12 protein-coding genes are annotated in these 13059 nt (G+C 61.8%); 9 read left to right on the top strand and 3 right to left on the bottom strand.

Translation table 11 applies throughout. From position 1 onward, the window contains the following. The first annotated feature begins 131 nt into the window (after positions 1-131). From ACSVIK_RS11410 to ACSVIK_RS11440, 7 genes are all read left to right on the top strand, one after another. Positions 132-2606, top strand: coding sequence for a Lon protease family protein (locus ACSVIK_RS11410; protein ID WP_442444435.1), 2475 nt, complete (start codon positions 132-134; stop codon positions 2604-2606). Between the two features lie 165 nt (positions 2607-2771). Further along, on the top strand, positions 2772-3125 hold the full coding sequence (locus tag ACSVIK_RS11415; RefSeq protein ID WP_442444436.1) for a PA4575 family protein: 354 nt from the start codon (positions 2772-2774) through the stop codon (positions 3123-3125). Between the two features lie 146 nt (positions 3126-3271). Continuing rightward, positions 3272-3766, top strand: coding sequence for a TIGR00645 family protein (locus ACSVIK_RS11420; protein ID WP_442444437.1), 495 nt, complete (start codon positions 3272-3274; stop codon positions 3764-3766). Between the two features lie 141 nt (positions 3767-3907). Continuing rightward, positions 3908-4210, top strand: coding sequence for a DUF6482 family protein (locus ACSVIK_RS11425; RefSeq protein WP_442444438.1), 303 nt, complete (start codon positions 3908-3910; stop codon positions 4208-4210). An 8-nt stretch (positions 4211-4218) separates the two neighbouring features. Further along, positions 4219-5754 carry a cryptochrome/photolyase family protein gene (locus ACSVIK_RS11430; RefSeq protein WP_442444439.1) on the top strand — a complete coding sequence of 512 codons (1536 nt, stop codon included), beginning with the start codon at positions 4219-4221 and terminating at the stop codon, positions 5752-5754. Then, positions 5751-5888: a DUF2256 domain-containing protein gene (locus tag ACSVIK_RS11435; RefSeq protein ID WP_442444440.1), complete on the top strand. Its 138-nt coding sequence runs from the start codon at positions 5751-5753 to the stop codon at positions 5886-5888. The genes ACSVIK_RS11430 and ACSVIK_RS11435 overlap by 4 nt, the downstream gene beginning before the upstream one ends. 149 nt (positions 5889-6037) lie before the next feature. Next, complete coding sequence (locus ACSVIK_RS11440) at positions 6038-6667, top strand: FKBP-type peptidyl-prolyl cis-trans isomerase (protein WP_442444441.1); 630 nt, start codon at positions 6038-6040, stop codon at positions 6665-6667. A gap of 239 nt (positions 6668-6906) precedes the next feature. On the opposite strand, the gene ACSVIK_RS11445 is transcribed toward ACSVIK_RS11440, so the two are convergent. The 3 genes from ACSVIK_RS11445 to ACSVIK_RS11455 all read right to left on the bottom strand — a co-directional run bounded on the left by ACSVIK_RS11445 (position 6907) and on the right by ACSVIK_RS11455 (position 11571). Further along, complete coding sequence (locus ACSVIK_RS11445) at positions 6907-7137, bottom strand: PA4570 family protein (protein ID WP_277374055.1); 231 nt, start codon at positions 7135-7137, stop codon at positions 6907-6909. Between the two features lie 171 nt (positions 7138-7308). Further along, positions 7309-10368 carry a multidrug efflux RND transporter permease subunit gene (locus ACSVIK_RS11450; RefSeq protein ID WP_442444442.1) on the bottom strand — a complete coding sequence of 1020 codons (3060 nt, stop codon included), beginning with the start codon at positions 10366-10368 and terminating at the stop codon, positions 7309-7311. A gap of 60 nt (positions 10369-10428) precedes the next feature. Further along, positions 10429-11571, bottom strand: a complete 1143-nt coding sequence (locus tag ACSVIK_RS11455; protein WP_442444443.1) for an efflux RND transporter periplasmic adaptor subunit — start codon at positions 11569-11571, stop codon at positions 10429-10431. Between the two features lie 410 nt (positions 11572-11981). Between ACSVIK_RS11455 and ACSVIK_RS11460 the strand changes: the two genes are divergently transcribed. Then, on the top strand, positions 11982-12272 hold the full coding sequence (locus tag ACSVIK_RS11460) for a DUF7660 family protein (protein WP_442444444.1): 291 nt from the start codon (positions 11982-11984) through the stop codon (positions 12270-12272). 121 nt (positions 12273-12393) lie between these two features. Continuing rightward, on the top strand, positions 12394-12993 hold the full coding sequence (locus ACSVIK_RS11465) for a hypothetical protein (RefSeq protein WP_442444445.1): 600 nt from the start codon (positions 12394-12396) through the stop codon (positions 12991-12993). Positions 12994-13059 lie beyond the last annotated feature (66 nt).

Consider the following 13059-nt stretch of genomic DNA (forward strand, 5'->3'; position numbering starts at 1 on the left):
GATCAGCTGGCAGCTTATCCCAGCCCCGATTTTGTGCATTGCCGTGAATCAAGCCTTGATCCTGTCGGCGACCCAGGCCCAGAATCAGCCCATGTTTTGCGGAACACTCCGCCCGCTAGTAAGGATCGCCAATGTCCAAGCGTAGCCTCGATGCACTGCGCCTTGCCCCCGAATCACTGACCCGCCCCTTCGCCCCCGAGCAGTTCAACTTCACCAGCACCGATGAACTCGAACCCTTCCGTGGCGTGCTGGGCCAGTCCCGCGCCGTGGAGGCGCTGCAATTCGGCGTGGCCATGCCGCGCCCCGGCTACAACGTGTTCGTCATGGGCGAGCCCGGCACCGGCCGTTTCTCCTTCGTCCAGCGTTACCTCAAGGCCGAAGCCAAGCGCATGGAGACGCCGGCCGACCGCGTCTACGTCAACCACTTCGACGAGCCGCGCGAGCCCCGTGCGCTGGAGCTGCCCGCCGGCACGGCAGGTGAGTTCATCGCCGATATCAACCAGTTGATCGACAACCTGCTGGCCACCTTCCCGGCGGTGTTCGAGACGCCCACCTACCAGCAGAAGAAGAGCGCCATCGACCGCGCCTTCAACAAGCGCTACGACCAGGCACTGGACGTGATCGAGCGTCTGTCGCTGGAGAAGGGCATCGCCCTGTACCGCGACAGCAGCAACATCGCCTTCACCCCCATGGCCGACGGCAAGGCGCTGGACGAAGCCGAATTCGCCCAGTTGCCGGAGGCCGAGCGCGAGCGCTTCCATGCCGATATCGCCGCCCTGGAGGAGCGCCTCAACGAGGAGCTGGCCAGCCTGCCGCAGTGGAAGCGCGAGTCGAGCAACCAGTTGCGTCAGCTCAACGAGGAAACCATCACCGTCGCCCTGCAGCCGCTGCTGGCGCCGCTGTCGGAGAAGTACGCGGAGAACGCCGGCGTCTGCGCCTACCTGCAGGCCATGCAGGTCAACCTGCTGAAAACCGTGGTCGAGCAACTGGTGGATGTGGACAAGGCCGACCCGCAACTGCGCAAGCTGCTGGAGGAGATCTACTGCCCGAGCCTGGTGGTCGGCCACCACGCCAACGGCGGCGCGCCGGTGGTGTTCGAGCCGCACCCGACCTACGACAACCTGTTCGGCCGTATCGAATACAACTCCGACCAGGGCGCGCTGTACACCAGCTACCGGCAGTTGCGCCCCGGCGCGCTGCACCGGGCCAACGGCGGCTACCTGGTGGTGGAGGCGGAAAAGCTGCTCGGCGAGCCGTTCGTCTGGGAGGCGCTCAAGCGCGCCCTGCATTCGCGCCAGTTGAAGATGGAATCGCCCCTTGGCGATCTCGGCCGCATCGCCACCGTCACCCTCAACCCGCAGGTTATCCCGCTGCAGCTCAAGGTCATTATCATCGGCTCGCGTCAGCTCTATTACGCGCTGCAGGACGCCGATCCGGACTTCCAGGAGATGTTCCGCGTACTGGTGGACTTCGACGAAGACATCCCCCTGGCCGAGGAAAGCCTGGAGCAGTTCGCCCAGTTGATGAAGACGCGCACCTCGGAGGAGGGCCTGGCCCCGCTGACCGGCGCAGCCGTAGCGCGCCTGGCCACCTACAGTGCACGCCTGGCCGAGCACCAGGGGCGCTTGTCGGCACGCATCGGCGACCTGTTCCAACTGGTCAGCGAGGCCGATTTCATTCGCCAGCTCGCCGGCGAGAAGATCACCGACGCCGGCCATATCGAACGTGCGCTCAAGGCCAAGGCCACCCGTACCGGCCGGGTGTCGGCGCGGATCATCGATGACATGCTGGCCGGCATCATCCTCATCGACACCAGCGGCGCCGCCGTCGGCAAGTGCAACGGCCTCACCGTGCTGGAAGTGGGCGACTCCGCCTTCGGTGTGCCGGCGCGGATTTCCGCCACCGTCTATCCGGGCGGCAGCGGCATCGTCGACATCGAGCGCGAGGTCAGCCTCGGCCAGCCGATCCACTCCAAGGGGGTGATGATCCTCACCGGCTTTCTCGGCAGTCGTTACGCTCAGGAATTCCCCCTGGAGATTTCCGCCAGCATCGCCCTGGAGCAATCCTACGGTTACGTCGACGGTGACAGCGCCTCGCTCGGCGAGGTATGCACGCTGATCTCGGCGTTGTCGCGCACGCCGCTCAAGCAGTGCTTCGCCATCACCGGCTCGATCAACCAGTTCGGTGAGGTGCAGGCGGTCGGTGGGGTCAACGAGAAGATCGAAGGCTTCTTCCGCCTGTGCGAGGCACGTGGCCTGACCGGCGAGCAAGGGGCGATCATCCCGCACTCCAACGTCGCCAACCTGATGCTCGACGAGCGTGTGCTGCAGGCGGTCAGGGACGGGCAGTTCAACGTCTATGCCGTGCGTCATGTCGACGAGGCGCTGAGCCTGCTGGTGGGCGAGCCGGCCGGGCACCCGGACGAGAAGGGACGTTTCCCCAAGGGCAGCATCAATGCCCGCGTGGTCGAACGCTTGCGCGAGATCGCCGAAATCGGCCTGGAAGAGGAGGGCAAGCCAGCCGAAGCCAAGGACAAGGCTGCCGAAGCGAGCAAGCCGGCCCGCGCCCCGCGTCGCAAGAAAGCCGATGACGAGACGACGAACTGATCAGTTCTTGCACGGCTGTCCCTGACCCGCAGGGGTAGCCGCACGGCGCCCGTTGCACACCTGTCATCAACAGAGTTATCCACAGCTTGCGTGGATAACTTTGGCTTCCCTGTTCAGCCATTCGGGGTGTAGGCTGGTGCTTGATCATTGCGAGGGACAGCCGCCATGCCGCGCAGCCTCTGCCTTACCCGTCAATGCCTGGGACTCGTGACCCGCATCGAGTGCTCGATTCGCCCATTGGCCGGGGAAAGTGGCCGCTGGACGCTGATCTGTGCGGCGGGTATGTCGGCTGCGCAACCCTCGGCGATCAAGGCGCAAGGCCCATTCTACGGGCCTCAGGCCGCCGAAGAGGTACTCGCGGCCATCGTCGAGAGCCTGGCCGTGCAAGGCTATGAACAGTGCGACGAACTGCCGATCTGGAGCCTGCACATCCAGGCCGAACTACGTCGCCTCAATGACGCACAGCGTCGCTACCCTGGGCAGTATCGCTTCCGCCCGGATACCGACGGGCAGAGCTGAGGCGCCCCTGCGCAGGCCTTGTCGGCCAGTACGGGCGGCATTCTGGCCACAGGGTTATCCACAATGCCGTGCCAGGCTTTGTATGCCCCGCGCCGCTGGTTATACTCGCCGCCGTTTTTACTCCTTCCTTGCAGTGAGCCGCTCCCATGGAACGCTTTTTCGAGAACGCGATGTATGCCTCGCGCTGGTTATTGGCGCCCATCTACTTTGGATTGTCCCTGGCGTTGCTGGCGCTGTCGCTGAAGTTCTTCCAGGAGATCTTCCACATTCTGCCGCATGTCTTCGAGAAGACCGAAGCCGAGCTGATTCTGGTGCTGCTGTCGTTGATCGACATGGCGCTGGTCGGTGGCCTGCTGGTCATGGTGATGTTCTCCGGTTACGAGAACTTCGTATCGCAACTGGACATCAGCGACGACAAGGAGAAGCTCGGCTGGCTCGGCAAGATGGACTCCGGCTCGCTGAAGATGAAAGTGGCGGCGTCCATCGTGGCGATCTCCTCGATCCACCTGTTGCGCATGTTCATGGATGCCCAGCAGATCAGTAACGAAAAGCTCATGTGGTACGTGATCATGCACATGACCTTCGTGGTGTCCGCCTTCGCCATGGGCTATCTGGACAAGCTGACCAAGCACGACCACTGATCCGCTCGCCGCGCTTCACCACCGCCCGTCCGTTGCAAAACGGATGGGCGGTTTCGTTTGTGCCTTGTGCTTTTGCATTGCTGTACAAGAATTGTATTTGTATAGGTTTTTGTATAGTTTTCGCGAAAACGAGGATATGCCATGAAGCTCAATGATCTTTCCACCCACGCCCAGGCCGGTCGCATCGACGAACTCAACCTGATCTCCCTGGAGGGCGGCATCTACCTGCTCGAGGCACGCATGGATGGTCATGCTCATCCGATTCGCGATGAGCAGGGCAGCATGCTCAACCTGCGCTCGGTCGAGCATGCCCGCGACCTGTTGCAGGAGATGCCCGTAATGCCGTTCTTCCTGGTGCACAGTTCGGTGCATGACGAGATGTGCGGCATGCCATCGGCTGACAACAGCCTGCGCGTACCCATCGCCTTTCGTTCCGGTTGGTGACGGCCAAGGTGAGCGTGCGCCGCCTGATTCTGGTGCTGGGTGACCAGCTCACCCCTGGGCTCGGTGCGCTGCAAGACCTTGACCCACAGCATGATCGCATCCTGCTGGCCGAGGTGATGGAGGAGGCCAGCCATGTGCCCCATCACCCCAAGAAGATCGCCTTCATCTTCAGCGCCATGCGCCACTTCGCCGAGGCCCTGCGTGGGCAGGGTCTGCAGGTGCACTACGTGACCCTGGACGATCTTGCCAACAGCGGCTCGCTGCCCGGTGAGTTGCAGCGTTGGACGCAGCAGTTGAACCCGGCCGAGGTGCATCTGACCGAGTGCGGCGACTGGCGCCTGGAACAGGCGCTGCGTCATTGTGGCGTGCCGATTCACTGGCACCCGGACACGCGCTTTCTCTGTTCGCGGGAAGCCTTCGCTGCCTGGGCGCAGGGGCGCAAGCAGTTGCGCATGGAGTTCTTCTACCGCGAAATGCGTCGCGCCAGTGGTCTGCTGCTCAACCCGGACGGCAGCCCCGAAGGCGGCGCCTGGAACTTCGATGCCGACAACCGCAAGGCATTACCTAAAGGCGTGCGCCCGCCGCCACCGTTGCAGATCGAGCCGGATGCCATCAGCCGTGAGGTACTGGAGCTGGTGGCGCAGCGCTTTGCCGGTCACTACGGCCGCCTGGAAGGCTTCGATTATCCGGTGACCGCCGCGCAGGCCGAGCGCCTGTGGCAGCATTTTCTCGCTCATGGCCTGGCTGACTTCGGCGACTATCAGGACGCCATGGCCGATGACGAGCCCTTTCTCTTTCACTCACGCGTCAGCGCCGCGCTGAATATCGGCCTGCTCGACATGCGCCGGCTGTGCAGCGAAGTGGAGGCGGCCTATCGTGCCGGCGAGGTGCCGCTGAACGCCGCCGAAGGCTTTATCCGCCAGTTGATTGGCTGGCGCGAGTACGTGCGTGGCATCTACTGGCTGCGCATGCCGGAGTACGCCGAGGGCAACACCTTCGGCAATTCGCGGGCACTGCCGGCGTTCTACTGGACGGGCGAGACGCGCATGAACTGCATGCGCCAGGCCATCGGCCAGACCCTGGAGCATGCCTACGCGCACCATATCCAGCGGCTGATGGTCACCGGCAACTTCGCCCTGCTCGCCGGCATCGCGCCCAAGGCCATCTGCGACTGGTACCTGGCCGTGTACATGGACGCCTTCGACTGGGTCGAACTGCCCAACACCCTGGGCATGGTGATGCACGCCGATGGCGGCTACCTCGGCTCCAAGCCCTACTGCGCCAGCGGGCAGTACATCAAGCGCATGTCCAACCATTGCCAGGGCTGCAGCTACAAGGTGAACGAGAGCACCGGCGACTCCGCCTGCCCGTTCAATGCGCTGTACTGGCACTTCCTCATGCGCCATCGCGAGCGGCTGGAGCGCAACCCGCGCATCGGTATGGTCTACCGCAACCTGGCACGCATGAGCGAGGCCAAGCAGCAGGCGCTGTGGGATTGGGGCGAGCATCTGCTGGCCCGGCTCGATGGCGGAGAGAGTCTATGAAGAAGAGCCAGTTGCCGGTGAAGACCTGCCTGGTCTGCGGCCTGCCGTTCACCTGGCGCAAGAAGTGGGCGCGCTGCTGGGATGAGGTGCGCTACTGCTCCGAGCGCTGCCGGCGCGGGCGCAAGTCGCTATAGAAGCGGGCTGTCGTCGCTGAAGCGCTTCCCACGGAATCTGCTGTGGGAGGGGCTTTAGCCGCGACGGGCAAGGCACGCAGGCATGACCCTGCGCCTGGCTTCTGTGCTAGTCTGGCCGGCCTTTTTGCAGCCCCTAGCGGAGCCTTTTCATGTCCGAACTCACCTTCAGCCCCGATCTGTCCTCCGATGAGGGCCGCGTCAGCTACGGCATCGGCCGCCAGCTTGGCGGTCAACTGCGCGACAACCCACCGCCGGGCGTCGACCTGCAGGCCATCCTCGCCGGTCTGACCGATGCCTTCACCGGCCAGGCCAGCCGCGTTTCCGAGGCTGAACTGGGCGCCAGCTTCAAGGTCATCCGCGAAATCATGCAGGCCGAGGCCGCTGCCAAGGCAGAAGCCGCTGCGGGCGAAGGCCGCGCCTACCTGGCCGAGAATGCCAAGCGCGAAGGTGTGACCGTGTTGCCGTCCGGCCTGCAGTACGAAGTGCTGGTAGCAGGCGAGGGCAGCAAACCCTCGGCGGACGACCAGGTGCGTACTCACTACCACGGCACCCTGATCGACGGCACCGTGTTCGACAGCTCCTACGAGCGTGGCCAGCCGGCGGAATTTCCGGTCGGTGGCGTGATTCCGGGCTGGGTCGAGGCGCTGCAACTGATGGGTACCGGCAGCAAATGGCGCCTGCACGTACCGAGCGAGCTGGCCTATGGCGCCCAGGGCGTCGGCAGCATCCCGCCGCACAGCGTGCTGGTGTTCGATGTCGAGCTGCTCGACATTCTGTAAGCCTTGAGAGGCAGGCCGTCGTTTCGGTGCGCACAGCGCACCTTACAATGGCAGCCTGATCCAACGAAACGGGGCGCCTTGCTAACAGGGCGCCCCGTTTGCGTTTGCGCAGTAGGGTGCGCTGTGCGCACCGAACAATTACAAGCGCTGTTCTTCTCCACCCTGGCGGCGGTGGACGGGTGAAGCGTCGTCCACCCTACGAACGAGCGGCCCTCTGCATGGCAGGGGGCCGTTTCGTTTCAGGACGGGCGCAAGGCCCGTGCATAGCAGAACAGGAACAGGCTGCGCACCAGCTCCTTGAGTACACCGGGCTCGCTGGAGTTGAGTTCGTGCAGATCCAGGTCGCCCTGGTCACGCAGCTCGTCCAGCGCGTCTTCCTCCAGCACGGCGCAGACTTCGCCGGTCTGGCGGTTGAGGATGCGCAGATAGGGATGTGGCCGATCCAGCCAGGCATCGATCAGGTAGGTCATGGCAATTCTCCTTGGCCGTCATTACGTAACTGAGAATAATTCCTATTACGTAAATAGCAAGAGTTAATTGCGACCTTCTGTCGTTTGGTCATCGTAGGCTGCGCCGTGCGCACCGCTCCCCATAAGCCGAGAGGCGGTGCGCACGGCGCACCCTACGGGTCAAGGCCCCGATCAGTGCGCGGGCGAGGCCTGCGCTTGCTGTTGCGGCTCGGCGTCCGGCTTGGCCAGCAGGCTGTAGACGCAGGGCAGCACGAACAGGGTGAACAGCGTGCCGACGCTCATGCCGGTGGCGATCACCAGGCCGATGTCGAAGCGGCTCACCGCACCGGCACCCGTGGCGAGGATCAGCGGCACCATGCCGAAGACCATCGCAGCAGTGGTCATCAGCACCGGGCGCAGGCGGATGGCGGCGGCTTCCTCGATGGCCTCGCGCACCTTCAGCCCTTTCTCGCGACGCAACTGGTTGGCGAACTCGACGATGAGGATGCCGTGCTTGCTGATCAGGCCGATCAGCGTCACCAGGCCCACCTGGGTGTAGATGTTCATGGTGGAGAGGCCGAGGAAGATCGGCACCAGTGCACCACAGATCGACAGCGGCACGGTAACCAGGATCACCAGCGGGTCGCGGAAGCTCTCGAACTGCGCCGCCAGCACCAGGAAGATGATCGCCAGCGCCAGACCGAAGGTGAGGAACAGCGCGCTGCCTTCCTGCACGTATTGGCGCGAAGCGCCGGCGTAGTCGTAGCTATAGCCGCGCGGCGCTTCCTCGCGGGCGATCTGGGTCACGGTGTCGATGGCATCGCCCATGCTGACGATAGGGAAGCCCTGGATGATCGCCGAGTTGAGCTGCTGGAACTGGTTGAGCTTGGTCGGCCGTGCGCGGTCGCTGATGCTGATCAACGTGCCCAGTGGCACCATCTGGCCGCTCTCGCTGCGCACGTAGTAGCTGTCCAGCCAGCCCGGATTGTCACGGTAGGCGCGCTCCACCTGGGCGATCACCTTGTAACTGCGCCCGTCGATGGTGAAGCGGTTGATCTCGCCTTCACCCAGCAGGCTGGCCAGGGTGGTGCCCAGATCCTGCATGGACACGCCCATCTGGGCGGCCTTCTCGCGGTCGATATCGACGACGATTTCCGGCTTGTCGAAGGCCAGGTCGATATTGAGGAAAGCGAACTTGCCGGACTCCTGCGCGCGCGCCTTGATCCGTTCGGCCACCTGCAGCAGCGACTCGTAATCGTTCGGCGTGTTGACCACGAACTGGAACGGCAGGCCCTCGCCCGTGCCCGGCAACGACGGCAGGTTGAAGCCGAAGATCTGCAGCCCGGGAATCTTGTCGAGCTTGGCCTGCACTTCCGGAAGGATCTCCATCTGCGTGCGCGAACGCTGATCCCAGGGCTTGAGCAGGAAGCCGCCGATACCCGACTGCACGCCGTTGAAGCCATTGATCTGGAACGACGAGTAGTACTCGGGGAAGGTCTTGAAGATCTCCACGAACTGGTCGGTGTAGGCGTTCATGTAGTCCAGGTTGGTGGGCTGTGGCGACTGGGTCATCATGAACACGATGCCCTGGTCTTCCTCGGGCGCCAGTTCGTTCTGCGAGAAACTGAGCAGCACCGGGATCAACGCCATCACGATCAGGCCGAACACCACCACCACCGGGCGAGTGTTCAGGGTGCCGTGGAGCATCTTCTGATAACGCTGCTTGAGCTTGTCGAATAGCTGATCCAGGCGATGCGCCAAGCCCGAGGGATTCTCCTCGTGGCGCAGCAGCTTGGCGCACATCATCGGCGACAGGGTCAGGGCGACGATGCCGGAGATGATCACCGCACCGGCCAGGGTCAGGGCGAACTCCTTGAACAACGCACCGGTCAGGCCTTCGAGGAAGCCGATGGGGGCGTACACCGCGGCCAGGGTGATGGTCATGGAGATCACCGGCATGGCGATCTCGCGCGCCCCTTCGATGGCCGCGTCGAACGGCGTCTTGCCCTCTTCGATATGGCGGTGGATGTTCTCTACGACGACGATGGCGTCGTCCACCACCAGACCGATGGCCAGCACCATGGCCAGCAGGGTGAGCAGGTTGATCGAGTAGCCCATCAACTGCATGAAGAACAGCACACCGATCATCGACAGCGGAATGGTGACCACCGGGATCAGCACCGAGCGGAAGGCGCCGAGGAACAGGAACACCACGACTATGACGATCAGCACCGCTTCGCCCAACGTCTTCACCACCTCGTCGATGGACGCCTGGATGAACTCGGTGGCGTCGTAGGCGATGGCCACCTTGAGGTTCGGCGGCAGTTGCGCCTCCAGGTCGGGCATGGCCGCGCGCACGTGCTTGATCACGTCCAGCGGGTTGGCGCTGGGCGTGCCCTTGATGGCGATGTACACCGATGGTATGCCGTCGAAGGAGCTGATCGCGTCGTAGCTGGCGGCGCCCATTTCCACCCGCGCGATATCACGCACCAGCACGCGGCTATCGCCCTCGGTCTTCACCGGAATGGAGCCGAAGGCCTCGGGTGATTTCAGGTCGGTGCTGGCGTTGATGCTGGTGACCACGTACTCGCCCTTCACCTCGCCGGCGGCAGAGAGGAAGTTGTACTTGCGCACGGCGTCGTTGAGGTCGCTGGCTGTCACGCCGTAAGCGGCCATCTTCACCGGATCCAGCCACAGGCGCATGGCGAATACCTGGTTACCGAGAATCTGCGCCTCGGCCATGCCGGGCAGGGTGGCCAGCTTGGGCTGGATCACCCTTGAGAGGTAATCGGTGATCTGCGGGTTGGACAGCTCCTTGCTGTAGAAGCTGACATACATCAGCGCCGAGGCATCGGCGGCTTCCTTGCTCAGCACCGGGTCTTCGGCGTCCTGTGGTAGCTGGTTCTTCACCTCGTTGGCCTTGGCCAGCAGCTCGGTGAACAGGCGGTCGCTGTTGGCGCCGATGCGCGCATAGATGGAGATGGTGGACAGGTTCTGCTGGCTCGACGAGGTCATGTAGTCGATGCCTTCGGCACTGGCCAGGCTCTGCTGCAGTGGCTGGGTGATGTAGCCCTGGATAGTCTCGGCATTGGCGCCGGGATAGGCGGTGGTGACCGTGATCAGGGCGTTTTCCATCTGCGGGTACTGGCGGATGACCAGTTTGCCGAACGCCTGGATGCCGAGCAGGACGATCAGCAGGCTGACCACGGTGGCCAGCACGGGGCGACGGATGAAAGGATCGGTGAAAGCCATGATGGGTTCCTTGGCTGTTGCTGACGGTGGCCGCCTCCATAGTGGCGGCCACCGGGCTCGTCAGTTGGCGCTCGGCTCGATGCTGGGCTGCACGGGGTCATCCACGATGGCCACATGGGAGCCGTTGTCCAGCTTCAACTGGCCGGAAATGACCACCTGCTGGCCGGCCTTCAAGCCTTCGAGGATCACCACGCGACCGTCACGCCGCTCGCCCGTGGTGACGAAATGGCGCTGTACCACCAGATAGGGCTTGCCGTCGTCGGTCTTCACCGCCTCGCCCTTGTCGTCCTGCTTCTCGCTGATGAGGTACACAGAGTTGCCATACAGGGTGTAGGTGATGGCCGTCTCCGGCACGGTGATCCGCGCCTGGTCGGCCGGCAACTCCACCTGCAGGTTGGCGAACATGCCGGGCAGCAGCTTCTCATCCGGGTTGGCCAGGGTGGCACGTACCTGCAGGTTGCGGGTGTCTTTCTCCACCTTGGGGTTGATGGCGCTGATGCTGCCAGCGAAGGTCTCGCCAGGGTAAGCGGCGACGCTGACCTGCACGTGCTGGCCGACGGCCAGTTTTGGCGCCTGCTGCTCGGGCAGGAAGAAGTCGACGTTCAGACGCGACAGATCCTGCAGGGTGGCGATGGCAGCGCCCGGCGATAGGTAGGTGCCGGGGTCGACCTGGCGAATGCCGATGGTGCCGGAGAAGGGCGCGTCGATGCGCTTCTTGTCCAGTTGCGCCTTGAGCTGGGCAACGCTGGCGGTGGCCTTCTGCAGGGTCGAGGCCAGGCGGTCGAATTCGCTCTTGGAGATGTTCGAGCGGCTGACCAGGCTGCGCCCGCGTTCGTACTCGATCTGTGCCAGGCTGCGCTCGGCCTCGGCGGTGGCCAGGCTGGCGCGCTCCACCTCGCTGTCGAGCTGAATCAGCGCCTGACCGCGCTGAACCTTCTGCCCTGACTCGAACAGCACCTCACGCACGATCCCCTCGACCTCGGCGGACAAATCCACGCCCTGATAGGCCTTGAGCGTACCGATGGCTGGCAAGCGGCCTTGCCAGGGTTGCTCGATAGCGGCTGCGGCGGAAATATCGATGGCCGGCTGTGGCGCCGAGAACATCTGCACCTGTTTATAGATCGAGAAGCCTTTATAGGCAGCGAGGGCGAGCACCACGAGCAAGACGGCACCCAGCATGATCAGCATGCGGCGGAGCAACATATTCCGGTTCCTTGGCAGAGCGGGGTCGAGCCTGGAATAGGCAGGACTGAGCACGATAGTGCCGCTCGCTGACGATGTCAAAAAGCTCTCATTTACAAGGTATTTAAGCGCTGAAAGCGGCATTTTGCGGGGCGCTGAGGCTTATTAGCGCTATCGCGGCAAGACGCCGCAGGGGCGAGCGTGATCTGCCCATAAGGAAAGGAAGGATACAATTCGTGGACTATGCTTCTATCCAGTCGTAATGGGTGGGGCAAAAGCGCAAGTCAAACGAGTACGTCGTGCTGTGTCGGTGTATGTGCAAGGATTTGATTTTTCAGGATGTTTTGAAAAGACCTTGAGCTGGAGAGTGCAGAGTTATATGGAAGGCTTTACTATCGGGTAAGTACACCTCCATCTGTAGGTGCTAAAAAATGGACGTAAGCAAGCTACTTGAGGATGTCAAAGACATTGAAAGCTTTTTGGTCTTTACGCGCGCATTAGCAACAGATCGTGCTGCATCTGTTGTACAGGAAAAGGAAAATCCGAGTTCACCCTATGGCTCTGACGCTAATGACTGGCAAAACACTACCATCGAGTCTTTTCTTGAAAGTGCAATCGCATGGGCTGAAGCTAGTGATTTCGGTATGACTCAAGGCCTCTCTCAGTCAAATCCGTGGAAGCAGTTTGCTGCTTTCCTTTACTGCGGGAAAATTTATGAGTAAGCACCTGGCTACACGCTCAAGTCGCTTGCTTCGTTCGCTGGGGCGGGCTAAAGCTGATCCATTAGCTTATCGTTGGATGGCCTGACTGTTTTGATTTTGCTATCAAGTAAGGGGAAGATTCGTGGACTCGTCACTTGCTTATGCAACAACACCTCTTGCCTTGGCGTCGCTCGTTATCATTGCAGGAGTGGGTCTTCTCAAGCTCATTGTTGCGGGTAAGAATAATGCCCTTAGTAGGCTTATTACTCATTACGGATTTGCTGTTGTAATTATATTTGGTCTTTTGGGTAATGCTGCATATCTGTATGGGATTTATCAAACATCCGAAGTGATAATATTTGGGAGTGTTGTTGATAATGATGGACATTACCTGTCGAATGTCAAGATCGATGCAGGCGGCCATGCGCGAGGCATGACAAGCGATACAGGCGATTTTGTACTGGCAATTCCCGCGTCTCGGGTAAGTGATTCCTACGAGATTAGCGCGGTGCTTACCGGCTACAACAAGGCAACGAAAACGCTCAATAATGCGTCACGCATGTTCGTGAGATTCGAGCTTCAGCCAGCGCAATATCAGATGTCTGATATGGTAAGGTTGCCTGATCGTGAGGTTGTAGCGGGGCATTACATGGGGCTTCCTGTGGTATATCTCGCACTTTCCGTTGAAAACCCCGGTGCGGCATTGCTCACGGTTAATAATTTTTCTTTAAGGAAACTCTGAATTTAACTTCCAGAATCTGGTGAAATAGTTGGCCTGGTAGCCCTGGATGATAGCCCGATGAAGCAA

The organism is Pseudomonas sp. NCHU5216, assembly GCF_052156495.1.
Taxonomy (GTDB): Bacteria; Pseudomonadota; Gammaproteobacteria; order Pseudomonadales; family Pseudomonadaceae; genus Aquipseudomonas.